The following is an 18,898-nucleotide window of genomic DNA, read 5'->3' on the forward strand; positions in this document are numbered from 1 at the left end:
ACGACTCCTAAAACTTATTAGGGGCAAACATTGCCACTGCTAAGTAGATGAAAAGTGCTATGGAAAGTATTAGAAATATCCAGTCCATATAATTTGTCCTTAAGAAAGTGAGTAACAGGACAAATATATGAATTAACCGCGTAAAGTCTCTAGAGTTCAAATGACTAATCCCGTAAAGAATACGTAAAAGTCATCATAATCAGTGGTAAATAAGGCCACAACAAACCATGGCATTAGCTATAAAAGTAAAATAAAAATGCCAGCTAGAAATACTAACTGGCATTAACACATAACCAAGCGATGATATCGTAGATTAATTAAGCTCTATATTTTTCATTTTATTATAGCTATCTGTCTTAATCTCTTTAAGTACACCTTTATTGTCATCAATAAATAATGCTTTTATATCATTCTGATTAGCGACGACTAATCCTTCTTGACTTCCTAAACATAATAGCGCTGTAGACCAAGCATCTGCTCTAGCCGGATCCGTTGCCAATACAGTTACAGATACTGTGTTATGGGTTACGGGTTTACCGGTTCGCGCATCAATAATATGTGAATAGCGCTGTCCTAAATGATCAAAATAATGACGATATGTACCCGATGTCATGATCGCTTGAGGAAAATCAATAAGCAGAACCTTTTGCATTGTTCGCTGTTCGGGCAGCGGTTTTTCAATCGCGATTTTCCAAGCAGAACCATCGAGCTTACTGCCGTGTACGACCATTTCGCCGCCAATCTCTACCAAATAATTATCGATATTGTATCGCTTTAGCACATCTGCAACTTTGCCTACGCTATATCCCTGTCCAATCGAAGATAAATCAAGATGTACCTCTGGCAAATCTTTAGTTAACATTTGATTATCAATACTTAAATGATGTAAGCCTACATAGGTTAATGTCTGTTGAAGTGCACTTTCTGTAGGAATGGTTAATTGGTTATGGGTAAATCCCCACAAATCGAATAATGGTTTAATGGTCAAATCATAACAACCCTCCGTTTTTGAAGTGACCTCCTTGGCTATCCCTATGAGCCCTAAAATATCATCCCCGACCGCCATAGCGGAGTGCATACTGTTAAAACGAGAAATCACTGAATCTGAACGATAAGTAGACATATGAAGATCTATTTCTGCCAATTGCCGCTCAATCTCGCGATTTATCTCTGTACTATTTAACTTGTCTTTACTCCAAAATGTCACATGCCAACTCGTCCCCTGCGCAAGGCCTTCTAACTTGGTATAAACTGGCGATTTCTGACACCCTACTAGCATAATGAGTAATATACATCTCAATAACCATTTCATTTAATGACCCTCCCAGTCAATTCGACAAATTAACCATAAAATACACTTAAAATTAAAATCGCCAGAATGCCCGTGAGAAAATGATGAGTACAGGAAATATTTCTAATCGCCCAAAAAGCATAGCGACACACATCAGCCATTTAGCCGCATCTTTTAACGTGCCAAATCCAGATGCAGTGTCACCATAACCAATCCCCATATTATTAATGCACGCGGCGACGGTTCCAAAGGCGGTGGCAAAATCATGTCCAATGGCGACCAATCCCCATACAAAAACGCAAGTAAAAAATATGTACAGGAAAAATAATCCCCATACTGAACGAATGACTCTGTCTGAAACGACTTGACCACTGATCTTTGTTGTTAAAATGGCATTAGGATGAACCAATTGATGAATTTCTCGGATCCCTTGACGGTACAAAAGTAAAAATCTGACAGCTTTAATACCGCCACAAGTAGAACCAAAGCATCCACCAAAAAAGCTCGCGCCTAATAATAAAAGCACAATATGACTGGGCCAATTAGGATAACCTGCAGAGCCTAATCCATTGTCCGTCATAACTGAAACTGTTTGAAAAAATCCATGTACCAATGAATCTTTAATATCAAAAGTTTGAGTACGATTCAGCTCTAAACAAGCGATCCCAACAACGATAGATAATATGAGAATAAAAAATCGAACCTCCGCATTATACCAAATAGGCTTGAAGCTTCGCCGAACTAACACTATGTAGTATAAGGCGAAATTGATTGCTGCAAGTATTGAAAACACACCACCCACAAGCTCAATTGCAGCACTGTTATAATATCCTAAGCTGTCACTATGTGTGGAAAATCCACCCAATGAAACGGTAGATAGACTATGACATATGGCATTAAACCAATTCATTCCTGCAAGTTTATAAGCAACTGCACAACCTAAGGCAAGTACGCTATAAAGCCCCCATAAATTTCGAGCCGTATCCGCAAGGCGGGGCGTCATCTTTTCCTCTTTCATGGGACCTGGCATCTCAGACTGATATAATTTTGCGCCACCAATACCAAGAAATGGCATAATTGCAACGGCCAAAACAATTATCCCTAACCCACCGAGGAAATTAAGCTGTGCTCGATAAAATAAAATCGATTTGGGTAGTTCATCAATATCTGAAAAAATCGAGGCTCCAGTCGTCGTAATGCCAGACACACCTTCAAACATGGCATCGGTTAAACTCAAGTCCAATCGTCTATCAAGAAGAAAAGGTAATGCACTCATTAAGGAAAATATCAGCCAAAATAAACAAGCGACCATGAAGCCATCACGTTTTTGCAGATTTTTATTTTCCTCACTTGTCATCTTCCAACCGACCACACCAATAAAAAGGGAAAGGAGGAATGTGATTAAAAATGGAGTGATATATCCATCTTTATAAAATAATGCAACAGCGATAGGCATCAACATGGTGAAGCTATATATGACAATCAAAAAGCTACATAGATGAATTATGGTATGAAATCGAGAGCTAGATTTCTGTATTCCACTGACTGCAATCATTCCAACTCACCTTTAGATATTTATCGTGAAAGACTTAATGAATAATTTATTAGGTATCATAAAATACGAGCGCTCATGTCCTATTCTAAAATTATATGCAATCGATAACAGAGTTAGGTTAGGAAATAGATCTTCCCCTAACACTCTTTGTTGTCGTCTAAGGTGGACTGCAAGTTGACTTATCGTCACGACAATGGCTATGACAATAAAAGCGATTAGATTGATAAGAACAGCCACATCTATCATTGGGAAGAAATAATAAGGAGCGTTAAATAAAAAATAAACACGAATAGCTTCAAAAAATGCAGCCATATACGCATATTGAAAACAACATTGAAGTGTAATCATAACGACAACGAGTTGGAGTACAATAAGAATGCTTTAGATGACACCCTCCAAGATGGTAGATATAAGCAAATAGCGAGTAGGCACTCAGAAATAAAGCTCAACCTAACAGAGAGTTTAAAAACACTTAGTTTGTCCATCAAAATGTAAGTCGTTATGTCATACAGATTTTCACTTTAACAGACGAAAACAATTCTGACGCGTAAAAAAAACGTAAAAAAATACGGAGATTAACTTTAGATCGACGAAATTAATAACATTATACTTTTGAAATCCCCAATCAATTTAACTGGGGATGGCTAGTATCAATATGCTTAAATGGCTAAGGCTTGCTCAAGATCGGCAATCAAATCTTGAGGATCTTCGACGCCAATGCTCAATCTAATCAGGTTGTCATTCACCCCTGAAGCTAGCCGACTCGCGGCATCCATAGCAGCATGGGTGGTACTAGCGGGGTGGCAGGCAAGACTCTCTAAGTCGCCTAAACTGACCGCTTGAGTAAACAAGTTCAAATGATCTAAAAACTGCGCCGCTCGATTAAAACCCCCTTTGAGCTCAATACTCACCATACCGCCAAAGGCGTTGATGGTTTCACTCAGAACTTGATGACCTTGATCATCTGCTAGCCCTGGGTAATAAACTTTTGCAACGCTCGGATGGGTTGCAAGAAAAGCGGCGACCTTAGCCGCGCCCGCAAGATGAGCATCCATTCTAAGTGCTAAGGTACGTAAGCCTCGCTGTAATAAATAGGCTTCCTGTGGCCCAATCGCGGCGCCGATATGTTTAAGCGCTATAGTGCGAATAGGTTGCACTAATGCCTTAGGTCCAGCGACAACACCTGCGATCAAATCGCCATGGCCACTTAAATACTTAGTGGCACTGTGCATCACAATATCAATGCCATGTTCCAGCGGTTTGAATAAATACGGGGTTAAAAACGTATTATCACAAATGGTTATAGCGCCCACTTTTTCGGCGGCACGCTTAACCTTACGGTAGTCACTGACTTTTAAGGTCGGATTGGTGATGGGCTCAAATAAAATAATTTTTGTTTTGGCGTTAATCTCTGCCAACAAATGATCATCGTCTTGATAACGGCGCACAGTAATACCCGCGCGGGTTAACGTTTGGATTAAAAATGCCGCAGTGCCACCGTATACGGGGTCGATAAATGCGATTTCATCACCTTGACTGGCTAAGGCATAGAAAATACTGCTGATTGCCGCCATCCCACTCGCAACAACGAGTGCTTCATCAGCCCCTTCCAGTTGTGCTAATTGATATTCAAGCGCCTGCACTGTCGGATTCGCCATGCGACTGTAGATAAAGCCCGGTTGCTCACCTGCAAAACGGGCTCGACCATCCTCGGCACTACCGTAGGCGAAGGTGCTACTTTGATAGATAGGAGTTGTAAGAGCGCCCGTCGAGTTATCAGCAGCATAATGGGTGTGAAGTAATTTAGTTTTAAATTGCATAATAGATCCTAATAACCATTAAATGGCATGAGCGAATGAGGCGTAATGCGCTTGAGCAACGTCGGGATGAGAGCGTAAACGCCCTTTTAATACGTTCTGGCCCACTTGGTGGAAAAGTGGATTTAATGGATCGCTTGCCGGTCCTTGAGCTTGGTTCGCCAAATGCTTTGGCAAAGGTAACAAAGGGACTATCGCATTCAACTGCGCTGCCATAAAAAAGGCGCATGAGTAGCGCTCGACCCCAGCAGGCGGGCTCGTCACCCTATGGTTGGTTGCCTTTAAATACCCATTAGAAGCCAACTCAAGTAATTCACCTATATTCACCACAAAGGCGTCTTCTAATGGCGGTATGCTTAACCAACCGTTGTCAGTCTGAACCTCTAAACCGGATTGCTTATCTTGCAGCACTAAGGTCAAATAGCCAGGATCTTTGTGTGCCCCTACGCCTTGGCCTGAAGTCTGTCCATCCGCGCTGGGATAGCGAATAAGCTTCATATGCTGATAAGGACCCGCTTCGATCGTGGCATCAAAGGCGCTTTCTGGCTGCTCTAGCGCAACAGCTAAAGCCCTCAATAGTGTGACACTGGTATCGGCTAAATCCTGTTGCCATGCCAATAAAGTCGATTTCATCTGTGGTAATTGTGACGGCCATTGATTAGGCCCCTGTAGCTGCCACCATATAGGCACATCAGACTGCTGAGGGTTAGCCACTTCTTCTTGCATGATATCAAACTGTTCCCGCAAGTCCGGTTTCCCTAAGGTCAATTCACCTTGCAAACGGGTATAACCGCGAAAATGCGGTGTATTAGCCATTTTCACCGCAAGTTTATCTACGACGGGCAGCGCAAAGAAATCTGCCGCTAACTGAAGTACTTGCTGTTGTCTAGCAAGCTCAATGCCGTGGCCTGTGAGATAGAAAAACCCTATTCTTCTGGCAGCATCGGCAAGCTTAGTAATAAAAGCGTTACGACGTTGTCCGCCGGCATGCCAATCACTTAAATTCAATATCGGTAATTGTTCCATCAATGACTCCCATTTAATGCATTGTCTGAGCCGGATTCTATGCCTTTATGGGTCGATGGATAATGAATTAATAACTATTTAATATATTAAACAGTAATAATAGATCATTTAGATATATAGACATCTAGGCTTCTATACTGCTAGATTTGAATTTCAAAGGGTAAAACAGCGCTAATTATTAGGCCAACTCAAACCGCACCACTCAGATAAACATCATAAGCCATACTGCTTAATGATATTTATCTGGTTACTTTTCAAGATATTAGTAAAATTAAGATATAAAAATAAAAGCGAGTCCACTTTTGCGGCACTCGCTTTTTAAGGTTTCGAAGTTTTAACGTTTCTAAGTCATGTCAGTTATAAACCTAGATGCTTCTACAAATAACATTATTGATCATGCCAAATTAGCACTTGGGCTGGCTCACCATTACTACGGGTGGCGCGGTACATACCTTCGGTATTAAATGGCGTAGCAATATTGCCACGCTGATCGACTGCAATCACACCACCCGAACCGCCAGCAGTGATAAGACGTTGATTAATAACTTCATCTGCTGCCTGAATGATAGATTTTTGCTGATATTTCACCTTGGCACAAATATCCCCCGCGACGAGGTAACGGATAAAGAATTCACCATGACCCGTTGCCGATACGGCACAAACACCGTTTTCAGCATAAGTGCCAGCACCGATGACAGGAGAGTCACCGATACGACCAAAGCGTTTTGCCGTCATACCACCGGTCGATGTACCTGCAGCTAAGTTACCCTTTTTATCTAAGGCGACAGCACCAACGGTACCAAATTTGTAATCGAGGTCCTTCATCTCAACATTAGCAACTTGTTCAGATTTAGCCGCAGCTTGCAGTTTTTGCCGTGCATCGAGTAATTGCTGATAACGCTCGTCAGTATCAAAATGATGATTTGGCACTAAAGTAAAGCCTTGAGTCAGGGCAAATTCTTCTGCTCCTGCCCCCGAGAGCATCACGTGCTCAGATTTATTCATCACGGCCAAGGCTAAGTCAATTGGATTGGCAATATGACGCACTCCAGCGACAGCGCCGGCATTCATGGTTTTGCCATCCATAATAGAGGCATCTAATTCATGTCCGCCGTCATAGGTATAAACCGCGCCTATACCAGCATTAAACAGAGCACTATTTTCAAGGATATTAATTGCGGTTTGTACTGCCACTAAGCTGTCACCGCCCTCCTCTAAGACTTTTGAGCCTTTATCGACCGCTTCCTTTAACTTATCTTTGTAGGCTTGGCGTTGTTCAGGGGTGAGATTAGCTTTAGAAATCGTCCCCGCGCCGCCGTGGATCGCAATGGCGAACGGTTTATCATTGGCAAAGGTGTTATGCGACATAAAAAGTAGGCCCGAAATAATTAAACTAAAGGTGGCTAATTTTGTTTTCATTCTTTACATCCCCTTAAAAAGTAGCGTCCTTTGTAACCATTTCATCGTGTAATTTCAATCATCTCCTTGCCTGTTGGTTTTATTCTGGCGACAATGATGCCAAATCACAGGGACTATAAAGTGCAGCCATTTTTGCAAATCACCTCACATTACATTCGTCTTTGCTTGTTTCTGAGTCTGATTTCAGTCACATCAGTCGCGGCAGCAGATGATTTTATCAAATTATCTGTTACAGGCGTAAATGAAGCGCTTCGAAGCAACATAGTTGCTCACTTAGGCGCTTTACCTGAATCTGAGGTGCAGCGCCGTGCCTTTTTATTTAATGTCGATGACAATATCAGCACCGCCTTAGAATCCATGGGTTACTATCACGGTGAAGTAGAAGAGAAGCTGATTGAGCATGACAAGGGACCGTGGGAATTAAAACTTGAAATCAGCCCCGGCGAGCCAACCATTGTTCAGTGGGTCGATATTAATTTTAGTGGTGAAATGCTTGATGACCGAGCCTTCGATCAATGGCTCGCAAAGGTCAACATTAAACCCGGCGATGTGTTAAATCACGGTGTTTACAGCGACGTAAAATCGCAACTGGTCACCTTAGCCTTGGCACGAGGTTACTTCGATGGCGAATTTACTGAATCACAAATTAAAGTTAACCGCGATATTAATACCGCACAGGTAAGTTTGCATTTTGATTCAGGCAAACGTTACCGATTTGGCCAAGTCAGTTTCGATGGCCATAACTTAGAACCCGATATATTAGAGGATCTTATCCCCTTTAAAGAAGGTGCTTCATACTCAACTCGCCGTGTAAGCGCCTTGAATCGTCAGTTATTAGATACTGGTTATTTCGCCAATATCAAAGTGATCCCGCAAATCGATAACGTCGAAAATAACCATATTCCAATGCGAGTCGAATTAACGCCTAAGGCAAGTCACGCAATTGAACTCGGTTTTGGTGGTGATATTGGCAAAACAGATCAAGCCTTTGATCCGAGGGTGCGCGTGACTTGGCGTACACCACAAATCAATAAATACGGGCATTCCCAAGAAACCAGTCTCGAATGGTCGCCCGATAGACCAAAGTTATTAACCACTTATACGATTCCGCTCACACATCCCTTAGACGATCAATTGAAGATCCGCCTCGGTTTGCTGCGGGACAAATACGGTGTGACTCAAGTATATGACGCCGAGAATCGTGATTTTAGTAACACAGGCCAGCTCGAGTCGACTAAGTACCTTCTGGGACTATTACGTCAGCAAAGACTAGAAAATCAATGGCTAATGAGTTATTCGTTGGAGGCTATACGCGAAGAATATACTCAGTCTGACGTCGATTATATGCCGTCGTTTTATCTGGCAGGAATTAACTTTTCTCGGACTAGCCGGGGGGATAACTCACTGGATCCTAAATCCGGGTTTAGACAAATTTACAGCCTAGACTATGCCGATCCCTATTTAGGATCAGAAACCCGGCTAGCCCGCTTGCAAGCTAAATTTAAATGGATTGATACCTTCTTCGATAACCACAGAATCGTCGCTCGTATTGATTTAGCTGCCAACTTAGCTAACGAGAATGATCTTGCCTCTATCCCGCCATCACTACGCTATTTTGCCGGTGGCGATCAGAGTGTCCGAGGTTATGGTTATCAAGAACTCGGCCCCTATTTAGACTATGTTGCTGACGATGGAAAAACCAATCGCGAGGTTATCGGTGGCCGCTATTTAATGGTTGGTAGTTTGGAATATCAATATTATGTGACCCCCACTTGGCGGGTCGGCACATTTATCGATGCGGGTAACGCCTTCGATAATAATCAATTTGAACCTGTCGTCTCTGTCGGTGGCGGTATCCATTGGATCTCCCCGATTGGTCCAATCAAATTAGATTTAGGGGTCGGATTGAAAGAAACTGAGACCATTGAAAGATCATGGCGAATTCACCTAACCATGGGGACAGATCTATGAGCCAGCCCCCAGAGCATAATAAGCCAAGCGAACAAGATATCGTTGATAATCCCATCACTGAAGCCGAAGCCACTGAAACCATAGTGACCTCTGTCACCCCATCGGTGTCATTCATTCAAAGACTGTGGCGGCAGTTCAAACTCTGGACTCGGATTATTATCTATGTGCCATTAGGGCTTTTAGTGTTAATCGCCCTATTACTCGGCACTGAATTTGGCTCGCGCATTACCGTGGGTTTAGCCGATCAATTTGTACCCGATCTTGAACTGACTTATACCTCTGGTTCCATTAACAAAGACTTAGCCCTATCACACGCGGCTTGGTCTATGGCCGGAATGAACGTGCAACTTGAGGATCTGCATTTACTGTGGCAACCCGCCTGTTTACTGCAAAAACGCTTATGCGTGAATAGCTTATCTGCGGCTAAAGTCAATGTCACTATTGATACCCTAGCGCTTTCTGCTGACTCAAACGAAGCACCAGTCGCGCCACTTGATGAAGAACCCAGCGAGCTCCTATTACCCTTTGATATTGTTTTAGATTCTGCTGAACTCAATGGCATTAATATCCAAGTGGATGATATGCAATTTACCGCTAATCGTCTTAACGCAGAAGCACAATGGTTTACCGAAGGTTTGTCGGTTAAACAGCTATCCAGCGAAGGATTATTCGTACTGATCCCAGCATCAACCGATGTAGCAACACAAACTAGCACGGCAGCGGTAACGAATGCAGCAGATCCCAGCACAGCCACGGGAACAACACAGACACCATCGGCCAGTCCGTCGCTATCAAAAGAGGCTGAATGGGCTTTAGCACAATTGCCACAGGTATTTATGCCTTTCCCTGTGACGGTCAATGCCTTAACGCTAGACAACACCACACTGCAAATCGGCGATCGTAAAGATGTTTTTAGCCATGCAGAACTACAAGGCAGTTTCCGTGAATACCAATTGACCTTAGACCATCTCGCCATTAGCCACACCGATGGCAGCGCCGATATCACAGGCAGCCTAACACTTGATAAAGATTATCCACTCGATTTAGAGGCAAATCTCACCCTTAACCAACTAGTCGAATTGCCAGATCTCACTCATCAAGTATTAACGTTAAAGCTGAGCCAAAGTTTAGGGCAACTTCAGGTGAATGCCGTCGCCAAGGGCGATGCCGACTTTACGCTAGATGGCCAAATAACACTGCAAGACCCTAGCCTGCCATACAAGGTGAAACTTGAACAGACACGGCTTCAGTGGCCACTGAAGAACCCTGAATACTCGGTAAGCGGTGCCACACTCGATAGCCAAGGCGACCTCGTTCGGCAAGAGGCGAGTCTTACTGGCCAACTAATCACACCCTTTCACAAAGTGCTCGACATAGACACTGACATCCAACATCAAGATGCTAAGTTAACCATCAATAATCTTGATGTAATGGGCGCGATTGGTAAGGTCAAACTCACGGGCGAACTCAATTATCAAAAAGCCATTAGCTGGAACGCCAATCTTTGGATCAATGACGTCAAATTACAAGAAATACAGCTGCCACAAACGGATACAGCGCAAAGTACAACGGGTTTACCAGACAGTTTGATTTCAGGAAAATTACGCACTAAAGGCTCATTTGCAGACCCCCGTTGGCAAGTATCCCTGAGCGATACTGAGCTCACTGGCACTTTGCAAGGTTATCCCTTCGATATTACAGGGGATATCAGTGTGAATGATTCCCTGTATGTCAGTGCTAAGGGGCTGAACGCCAAAGTACTAGGTTCAACTCTGGCACTCAAAGGCGAAGCCAATGCCAACTGGGATCTCCAAGGTGAATTACAAGTGCCCGACTTTGGCCTGTGGTTACCTAAGGCCAGCGGCCAACTACAGGCGCAGATCAATGTCACTGGTGACGAGAAACACCCCCAGGTCGAGCTTACTGCGCAGCTGGCAGAACTTTACTATCAAAACATTAAACTGCAGGAATCTAATTTAAAGGCCTATTACAAACCGCTAGATCAACATGAATTTGCTATCTCGCTAAAATCAAAAACCTTACAGATTGCAGAACAAAATTTAGATACAGTGACACTCGGGGCGAAAGGTACCATTAACGCTCAAAAACTCACTCTCAACGCCACGGGCGATCTTGGGCTCGATGCAACGATGAGCAGCCAATACGATGTGAAGAAGTCACGACTACAGCTCGATGTTGATCGTTTAAATCTCAACACGCCCCTAGGCCTATGGCAGATCGATAACACCATTAATCTGGCTTGGGACCAAATCAAGAATCAAGGCAGCATTACGCCCTTTTGCCTCATGAATCCCAATAGCCGTATCTGCCTGAACAGTAATACACCAATAGGTAAAAAAGGCAGCGCACAGGTGAGCTACTCAGGTAATCCAGGGCAATTACTTATCCCAATATTACCAACGAATATGCGTTGGAACGGCCCTGCATCGCTATTAGCCAATGTTGCATGGGCTGCTGGCCGTAAGCCTACTGCAGATGTGAACTTTGATTTTGCTCCCGGCAGCATTATGCTCAAACGGGATAAAAATCGTGAAGTCACCATTAATTACCAAAACCTATCATTAAAAGCGACCTTAGATGCAAAACGGCTGGCGACGGTTTTAGATTTTGAATCAGAAGGCGTGGCCAGTTGGCAGAGTGAGATTAACGTCAATGTCACACCCGATCGCACCCTGTCAGGTTATGCCAATATCAAGCAAATCAACTTGCAGCCACTTGGGGAGTTTTTCCCTCAATTAAATACAGTGCAAGGTTTGCTGACGAGTCAACTTAACTTTGCGGGTAGTCTAGATGCGCCCGAAGTATCGGGGAGCATGGCCTTAACTGAGGGCGCCTTAGCCCTAACAGCAAACCCAACATTAATCGACAAAATTGACATGTCGATGTCATTTGCGGGTCAACAAGCGCAGCTTAAGGGACGCTGGATGATGGGCAATGGTTTAGGTAGAGTGAATGGTCAACTGCAATGGCCCCAAGGTCAATTTAGTGGCGAGTTAGCCCTCGAAGGCGATAAGCTCGCCGTGATCCAACCGCCACTGGCTATTCTCGATGTCTCCCCCGATATCAACTTAACCTTCAACAGTAAGCAACTGGCAGTAAAAGGAAAAATAGCAGTACCTTCAGGCAACATTAAAATTGTGCCATTAGCGGAAGGCGGTGTCGCAGCCTCCGAAGACGTGGTATTTGACGACTCCATTGCCGCCACTCAGCCTAAAACTAGCCCCTACGCCATCGTTGCAGATCTGAATATCAGTGTGGGGAACGAACTCAGAATTGATGGTATGGGTCTCAAAGGTAAACTCCAAGGAACCTTAAAGCTACAGCAGCAAGCTTTCCGTCCTCCTTTGCTCTTCGGTAATATCAAAGTCAATCAAGGTAGCTACAAGTTTATGGGCCAAACCCTAAAAATCCGCACTGGTGAAGTGCAATTTGTGGGGCCAACGTCATTACCAAACCTGAATATTGAAGCAATACGGGAAATTAAGACTGAAGACTTAGTGGCAGGTGTACGTGTCACAGGCACGCCATCACGCCCAGTGGTGACCTTATTCTCCAATCCAGCCAAAGAGCAGGCCGAAATCTTGTCTTACATTATCAAAGGCAGTGGCTTTAACAGCGCCAACAATGAGCAAAATAACTCGCTGATGATGGGCGCGGCACTCGGTTTAGGCTCACAGGTGGGCGGCGGCGCAATTAACAACTTAGGGAATACTGCGACAGGACTCATTGAAGAGTTTGGTTTCTCTAACGTGCAACTCGACACTAATGATGAAGGGCGTGTGGCGATCAGTGGCTTTATCGGCGATAACTTAATGGTGAAATACGGAGTAGGTGTATTTAACCCTGGTTACGAAATGACAGTCAGGTATTACTTGCTCTCACAACTCTATCTAGAAACCGTGTCAGGCACTTTAGGCCAATCACTTGATATCTATTACAACTTCAATATCAAGTAACCATATGAATACCAATATATTGACACTAAAAACTCTAGCCAAACAATCTCAAAATACGCGTTACAGTATGTTGAGGTTGTTTGGGTAAAGCCTAAGTGTCTACCCATAAATACAAACAACTAAAAATCAGCCACAAAAAAAGCGCCCTTAGGCGCTTTTTGCTTCAGTTACGACAATTAAGCGTAAACGAAGTCAACATGTTCAATGATTGGCTTGAACACGTGGCGTTGCATAGCTTGTGCACGAACACCCACTTCTTTACCATCAACAACGATAGTCAGAGTAGAAGTGTAGAAGTCAGCATTAGCTTGAATGTTAATGATATCTTTGTGATCAAAAACAATAGAAACTGGCTCTTTGCCTTGGCCATAAATAACAGCAGGTACTTTACCAGCATGGCGTAGGCGGCGGCTCGAACCTTTCCCTATTTCAGTGCGGGTTTGTGCTTGGATAGTGTAAGACATGTGTTTCTCACTTAAATTTAGAGTAAAAAGTTGCCGGCATTTTCGACCAATGACGGCTCATATAAAGCGCGCGAATACTAACATAGATACCCAAGGCGCACAAGAATACCGCAAGCCCTCTATTTATCGGCGTCAGCGTTAGCAAAACAGACCGCTATTTATCAAATTGAGGAACTTGTATCTTGGCTGTTACGGCAGAGAAAAGGCTTTGATCTCAAACAAAAAAGACGAGATCTAGATCACACTGGGAAATTGAGAAGCCTGTTAAGCTCGGGCAAATTTCGATAACTGCTGTGTCAAAAAATGCGTCATGCGCTATACCAGTTACAACAAGAAAATAGACTTTCATGCCAACTGGCCCGTGAACTCGTCTCTCTTATCGAAACCGTTCCTTATCAGCAAAATACCCTCGAATTAAAATTCTTAGAATTGCTTGCCTGCACCCAACAAAAAAACCGCAGCTTGATCTTACTTATGCAAATTATTGAGTCTGTCGATATTGAGTCGCAGAGGCAAAGACAATATCAATTTTCACAACGTCTCAGCCTATTGATCTGTGATTGGCAACAACATAGAGAAATGAACAAACTCAATCAACAATTTATCCCGCTGCTCAGACATTACTTGATCGAATCGCAAGCCTTGGAACAAGATTTTTATCAGCAGATCCAACAACAGATCATTGCTACCAGTGCCTTACCGGACCACAATCGACGTGCACAAAGCCAGAATTAGGATAATAACCCACACCACCGAGTTTCAGGGATAAAGCCGCTTCTCTGAGGGTTTTTAGTTTAACGCTAGGGATCGCTATGTCCATCGCCATGCCGCGCATGTGATAACTCTTCTTAGCAACTCCGCCACTGTGGCTCACGAGCATGGCATTGGTTTTTGGTGAACGGTAACCAGAAATTACATGGATTTCATCGTTGGTATTCAAGGTTGTTTTGAGCGAGTGGAGTAAATCAAATAAGCGCTTATCCATAGGCGCTGCCACATTCTGACGATGATCCCGCAGCAAATGATTAAAATTGTCTAACACCTTGCTCTGATAATGACCATCTACCCAGTAACTACCATCATCGCGCTCGCCAGTATGACGATTAAACAAACTTAACTCGCGGATCCCTTTGGTTGAACGGCTGGCAACTGCTTTTGAGGGAATAAAGGAACATAATGCCACACCACTAAGGCCTAACAATAACTGCCTACGGGCAGGACATATTAAAGTCACATGATCACCTTTTGTATGCTTTTTGGTCACTAGTAAGGCAAATTATACTGAATAAGCCCTAAGATCAAGTTTTGCCAACCCCATTCTGAGTAGGATTTCAAAATGCCAAGCGAGTTCAGATGCTTATCTTGCTCAGCTTTACAGCACAAAAACGTTAATGTTGTTCCAAAACCGTGGCAGGCACAGCATTCGTCAGCTCAGGTTCCAAATGATAAATATCGCGACGGTATTGCTCCTGCCCACTATCGTCTAACCATGCAGTCCAGTAAACCAGATGCACGGGCAACTTTTCGGAAAGTGAAAACCACTGGGGTTCAGTAATACCAGGGGCTAACTTGTCCCATAAACGTTTGTCTTTTACTAAATGCTCTTTAAACCACTGGGCTAATTCAGTGGCTTTTTCAATACGAATACACCCAGATGATAGTGCCCTATCGTCCTTTTTAAAGAGACTTGGCTCAGAAGTTCCATGTAAATAGACACTGAAACTGTTGTCAAAGTGAAACTTATATTTACCTAATGCATTCTTCGCCCCAGGGCGTTGTACAAGCTGATAGGGAAACGAAGCGCTGGCTAAGGCCTGCCATTCCTCTGGCATGCGTTGCACCCGTTGACCGTTATAATCGTACACATCAAATTGACGTTCATTAAGATAATGACCATTTCGCTGAATTTGCGGCAGAATGTCCCGCCGTAAAATGCTGCTAGGCACTCGCCAACTAGGGTTAAGCACCACGCTAGAAATCTGACTGTCCAAAATCGGTGTTTGCCGAGAAGATTTACCCACAATAACCTTGGAACTTAACACTGGCGTACCATTATCGACCAACGTCATCTCAAAAGCGGGCACATTAATCAGCAAATAACTCGGCTCTAATTTACGTTCAAACACTCTTTGTCGAATAGTGTTTTTAGCTAATAGTACCGCCCTCGCCCTTGGCGATTGGTTCACCCAAAATAAGGTCTGCTTACCTATCACCCCGTCCTGTTTTAACCCATGCTTTTGCTGAAAGCGCTTAATGCCAATCATAAGTTCTTCGGTATAAACTTGATTCACTCTAGGCTCAGTGGCTAAGTCTCCCAATATCCACATACGCTTTGCTAGGGTATCAACGATCTGATGACTCATTCCTAAGGTTAACTTTTCATCTAGCACTAAAGTTTCCCATGGTTCAATTGTGTCCAATTGCACTAAATGGGCGATTTGCTTAAGCACCCTTTGATATTGGGGATCCACTGGAATAACGGATGAAACCGTCCCTGGGGCTCCAGCGTTGTTACATTCTGCGGATGTCATCACATAATGCCAGTAACCGGTAACATCAGCTTGGATTCGTACTAAATCAGCAGTAGATAAGGTATTAGGAGAAAGTGTTAAGTCACGATAATGCTGGCCAAATACTGGATTAACGCCTGCGAGATCCAATAGCAACACCTGTGGCACTAAGGCCGCAAGCGGCAGCACAGCAGTAAGATCTTCAGCTTTACCCTCAAGATTTGGCTGCGCAGCAATACTCGAATTTGATGTTACGGATTGAGCGCCATCAGCTGCACCTACCTTTGGCACTAAAATTATTGGAATACAGAAAAAAAGGCTGAGTAATAGTTGCGCGAGATTACGCCTCGTCGGCATCGGGTTAATCTGCAATGCTTTCAAGTTCGCGATGTTGAACTCCTGCTCTATCAATTTGAGTTCTCTCACGTTTAGCGTTACACGCATGGATGGGGGCAAATAGCGAATGATCTTTTTCAATATCATAAATACTCCCTTAGCTATTTTTAAGGTCACCTGAGAGCCAGCGGGTATATCAATCAACAACACTATGATATGACTATTCCATGGAGATCAATTAATTACTAGGGGTTAACTCCAGATAATGAAAAGAAAAATGCCACTGAGGTCGTCAGTGGCATTGATATCAAACAAACTCGCATAAATATGCTGAGCAAGTGCTCGTTAGCAAAAAGACACGAGATCTTCTTCGACAAATTGCTCTGGTAATTTCTGTAGGCTACGTAACATCAAAGGATTTGCCAACACCATCGCCATTTCTTGACGATTGAGTAAAGCTAATGCGCTCTGTTGACAACGAGCTTCATGCACCTTCACATGTACTATGGCTTCCATCGCTTCAATTGGTGTACCCGCAGCACGCAAAGGCTGTTTATCCACCATTGCTAAATGCAATTCCATCAACGCAGGGTCTTTAAGTACCTGTGCTAACGTCCAAGGCTCAGCAATGTGTCTTTGGTAAGCGGCGCGCGCTTCTTGCGCTTGCAGACAAATTTGCGCAGGGTTACGTTCTTCTGGTGTTGCAAGAATACCGGCACGCTTGAACACTTCGCCAATTTTGACTGAACCTGTCCATGCAGAAATTGGCACAGCAATCCACAGACCGATCAACGCCGGACTCATCCAAGCTAACAAAGTCAAAGAATCCAAAATAGCCGCATAACCTAACATCACACCTGCCAGCATATGCCAGCGGTGACGATAAATTAACGTCATCCAAGGCATACTGCCGTCATCACGACGTTGCGGCGACCAACCACTGTCCCGCCCCATCAGAATTGACATCACAGCACCACAATGGATAAACATCATGATAGGTGCAATCAGCGCTGAAAGTATGACCTCAAAGATTACACTAAATATCGCTTTAATTCGACCACCAACACTGCGAGCAAACTCACCGTCTTTAAGCAGCAACAAGACCCCAAATACTTTAGGGCCAAACAAAACCCCCATAGTAATGTAGAACAATCTTAATGCCCTATCCGAGTCCATGATGGGCCAAGTCGGGAACAGTGAAAATTGATCGGTGAAATATTCAGGTCGAATAAAGTGTGCCTGCAAAGCCAACATCAAACCGGTCAAAATCAACATCAACCAGAAAGGAGATGACAAATAAGCCATGATACCCGTCAGTAAATGTAAACGGCTTACCCAGTGCAAACCTTTAGTCGGCAAAATACGCGAATGCTGCAAGTTACCTTGGCACCAGCGGCGATCACGCACGGCTAAGTCGATAATCGACGGTGGACATTCTTCGTATGAACCCGGTAAGTCATAGGCAATGACCACACTCCAGCCCGCACGGCGGATCAGCGCAGCTTCAACAAAGTCATGGCTCATGATATGACCACCAAAAGGTGGCTTACCCTTAAGGTTAGGTAATCCCGCCGCAGTCATAAAGGCTTCGGTGCGGATAATGGCGTTGTGGCCCCAGAAGTTACCTTCTTTTTGTACCCACCAGCCTAACCCGGTACCAATTACGGGACCATAAATACGCGCCGCAAATTGCTGTAAACGGGCCATTAAAGTGGTGCCATTGATCAACGACGGAATCGTTTGGATCAAACCCGCATCAGGATCGGCCTGCATGCGCTGAGCTAAGCCAGTGATGGTTGAAGACTCCATCAAACTGTCGGCATCAAGCACTAACAAGTGATCATAACGCGACCCCCAACGACGGCAAAAATCGGCTACGTTACCCGCTTTACGGGCGACATTTTTACGACGGCGACGGTAATACACCCGCGAATGCTTATGGGTTTCTTGACGCAACACCAGAAACGCCTGCTCTTCGAGTAAAGCAATATCGGGATCCGTAGTATCACTTAAGATAAACCAATCAAAAGCATGACCGTGACCCGTTTGCGACAAGGTTTCAGCCATCACTGAAACCGCCGAGAATACCCTATCAGGAGATTCGTTATAGGTCGGCATCAAAATCGCGGTTCGCGTATGCAGTTCAGTCACTTGCAAATCTTTTGCCCGCGGTTTTCGCAGTAAAATTAAAAAACCTGCAATACCGCTACAAAACGCCAAAGCAATCCAGCAGAAGTTAACCGCAAACAGCACTAGCACTAAATATTCCAGAGGAGTAATTCCGCCAATGCTAAATACCGCCCCCATTTCATAGATAGCAAACAAAGATAATAATAAAGCCCCACCCACCACAAACACACGACGGTAGGTACGCGAGCGTACCCCATCAGCCACAGTGCTACGGCGAGGGAATCCCTCTGGCATCTTACTTAAATTTTGGGGTTCCATAGCGCCAGGCCGTTCATTTGGCATAGCACTACCACCCACGAGGACTTCCGTCTCGAGTACCGAGTTATCGGATACAGTCATATC

The 18,898-nt window shown here is 44.1% G+C and carries 14 protein-coding genes; 3 read left to right on the forward strand and 11 right to left on the reverse strand.

The genetic code is table 11. From position 1 onward, the window contains the following. Nucleotides 1–7: 7 nt before the first annotated feature. The 7 genes from L5M29_RS23775 to L5M29_RS04305 all read right to left on the reverse strand — a co-directional run bounded on the left by L5M29_RS23775 (nucleotide 8) and on the right by L5M29_RS04305 (nucleotide 7,108). Entirely contained in the window at nucleotides 8–88 is an 81-nt protein-coding gene (locus tag L5M29_RS23775) for a potassium-transporting ATPase subunit F (RefSeq protein ID WP_105252297.1), read from the reverse strand. A gap of 225 nt (nucleotides 89–313) precedes the next feature. Next, nucleotides 314–1,312, reverse strand: coding sequence for an FAD:protein FMN transferase (locus tag L5M29_RS04285; RefSeq protein WP_263166417.1), 999 nt, complete (start codon nucleotides 1,310–1,312; stop codon nucleotides 314–316). Nucleotides 1,313–1,364: 52 nt separating this feature from the next. Then, nucleotides 1,365–2,846, reverse strand: a complete 1,482-nt coding sequence (locus L5M29_RS04290; protein WP_049821715.1) for a TrkH family potassium uptake protein — start codon at nucleotides 2,844–2,846, stop codon at nucleotides 1,365–1,367. 12 nt (nucleotides 2,847–2,858) lie between these two features. Next, nucleotides 2,859–3,224 (reverse strand): DUF4118 domain-containing protein, encoded by a 366-nt coding sequence (locus L5M29_RS23780; RefSeq protein WP_411569032.1) that lies wholly within the window; start codon nucleotides 3,222–3,224, stop codon nucleotides 2,859–2,861. Nucleotides 3,225–3,505: 281 nt separating this feature from the next. After that, on the reverse strand, nucleotides 3,506–4,666 hold the full coding sequence (locus L5M29_RS04295; RefSeq protein WP_263166421.1) for a trans-sulfuration enzyme family protein: 1,161 nt from the start codon (nucleotides 4,664–4,666) through the stop codon (nucleotides 3,506–3,508). A gap of 18 nt (nucleotides 4,667–4,684) precedes the next feature. Next, entirely contained in the window at nucleotides 4,685–5,689 is a 1,005-nt protein-coding gene (locus L5M29_RS04300; RefSeq protein WP_263166423.1) for an isopenicillin N synthase family dioxygenase, read from the reverse strand. A 387-nt stretch (nucleotides 5,690–6,076) separates the two neighbouring features. Beyond that, complete coding sequence (locus L5M29_RS04305) at nucleotides 6,077–7,108, reverse strand: isoaspartyl peptidase/L-asparaginase family protein (protein ID WP_168824061.1); 1,032 nt, start codon at nucleotides 7,106–7,108, stop codon at nucleotides 6,077–6,079. Between the two features lie 120 nt (nucleotides 7,109–7,228). Between L5M29_RS04305 and L5M29_RS04310 the strand changes: the two genes are divergently transcribed. After that, complete coding sequence (locus L5M29_RS04310) at nucleotides 7,229–9,079, forward strand: autotransporter assembly complex protein TamA (RefSeq protein ID WP_263166425.1); 1,851 nt, start codon at nucleotides 7,229–7,231, stop codon at nucleotides 9,077–9,079. Next, entirely contained in the window at nucleotides 9,076–13,056 is a 3,981-nt protein-coding gene (locus tag L5M29_RS04315; protein WP_263166427.1) for a translocation/assembly module TamB domain-containing protein, read from the forward strand. Before L5M29_RS04310 ends, L5M29_RS04315 begins: the two co-directional genes overlap by 4 nt. A 176-nt stretch (nucleotides 13,057–13,232) precedes the next feature. Here L5M29_RS04315 and rplY read toward each other — a convergent pair whose 3' ends face one another. Then, nucleotides 13,233–13,520, reverse strand: a complete 288-nt coding sequence (gene rplY / locus L5M29_RS04320) for a 50S ribosomal protein L25 (RefSeq protein WP_028760163.1) — start codon at nucleotides 13,518–13,520, stop codon at nucleotides 13,233–13,235. A gap of 303 nt (nucleotides 13,521–13,823) precedes the next feature. Between rplY and L5M29_RS04325 the strand changes: the two genes are divergently transcribed. Next, on the forward strand, nucleotides 13,824–14,255 hold the full coding sequence (locus tag L5M29_RS04325) for a hypothetical protein (RefSeq protein ID WP_106650352.1): 432 nt from the start codon (nucleotides 13,824–13,826) through the stop codon (nucleotides 14,253–14,255). On the opposite strand, the gene L5M29_RS04330 is transcribed toward L5M29_RS04325, so the two are convergent. The 3 genes from L5M29_RS04330 to mdoH form a co-directional block, all read right to left on the reverse strand. Then, the gene (locus L5M29_RS04330; protein ID WP_028760165.1) at nucleotides 14,206–14,754 is read right to left on the reverse strand and encodes a DUF882 domain-containing protein; all 549 of its coding nucleotides are present in this window, start codon (nucleotides 14,752–14,754) and stop codon (nucleotides 14,206–14,208) included. The two genes, L5M29_RS04325 and L5M29_RS04330, sit on opposite strands and share 50 nt — an antisense overlap. Nucleotides 14,755–14,908: 154 nt before the next feature. Further along, nucleotides 14,909–16,387 carry a L,D-transpeptidase family protein gene (locus tag L5M29_RS04335; RefSeq protein ID WP_411569033.1) on the reverse strand — a complete coding sequence of 493 codons (1,479 nt, stop codon included), beginning with the start codon at nucleotides 16,385–16,387 and terminating at the stop codon, nucleotides 14,909–14,911. Between the two features lie 324 nt (nucleotides 16,388–16,711). Further along, nucleotides 16,712–18,895, reverse strand: coding sequence for a glucans biosynthesis glucosyltransferase MdoH (gene mdoH / locus L5M29_RS04340; RefSeq protein ID WP_105252289.1), 2,184 nt, complete (start codon nucleotides 18,893–18,895; stop codon nucleotides 16,712–16,714). Between the last annotated feature and the right edge of the window lie 3 nt (nucleotides 18,896–18,898).

It is taken from the genome of Shewanella sp. SM95, from assembly GCF_025653595.1.
Lineage (GTDB): Bacteria > Pseudomonadota > Gammaproteobacteria > Enterobacterales > Shewanellaceae > Shewanella > Shewanella oncorhynchi.

Coding starts and splice junctions, on each gene's coding strand:
- L5M29_RS23775 (WP_105252297.1), bottom strand. CDS start 88: ATGGACTGGATATTTCTAATACTTTCCATAGCACTTTTCATCTACTTA.
- L5M29_RS04285 (WP_263166417.1), bottom strand. CDS start 1,312: ATGAAATGGTTATTGAGATGTATATTACTCATTATGCTAGTAGGGTGT.
- L5M29_RS04290 (WP_049821715.1), bottom strand. CDS start 2,846: ATGATTGCAGTCAGTGGAATACAGAAATCTAGCTCTCGATTTCATACC.
- L5M29_RS04295 (WP_263166421.1), bottom strand. CDS start 4,666: ATGCAATTTAAAACTAAATTACTTCACACCCATTATGCTGCTGATAAC.
- L5M29_RS04300 (WP_263166423.1), bottom strand. CDS start 5,689: ATGGAACAATTACCGATATTGAATTTAAGTGATTGGCATGCCGGCGGA.
- L5M29_RS04305 (WP_168824061.1), bottom strand. CDS start 7,108: ATGAAAACAAAATTAGCCACCTTTAGTTTAATTATTTCGGGCCTACTT.
- L5M29_RS04315 (WP_263166427.1), top strand. CDS start 9,076: ATGAGCCAGCCCCCAGAGCATAATAAGCCAAGCGAACAAGATATCGTT.
- rplY (WP_028760163.1), bottom strand. CDS start 13,520: ATGTCTTACACTATCCAAGCACAAACCCGCACTGAAATAGGGAAAGGT.
- L5M29_RS04325 (WP_106650352.1), top strand. CDS start 13,824: ATGCGTCATGCGCTATACCAGTTACAACAAGAAAATAGACTTTCATGC.
- L5M29_RS04335 (WP_411569033.1), bottom strand. CDS start 16,387: ATGCCGACGAGGCGTAATCTCGCGCAACTATTACTCAGCCTTTTTTTC.
- mdoH (WP_105252289.1), bottom strand. CDS start 18,895: ATGACTGTATCCGATAACTCGGTACTCGAGACGGAAGTCCTCGTGGGT.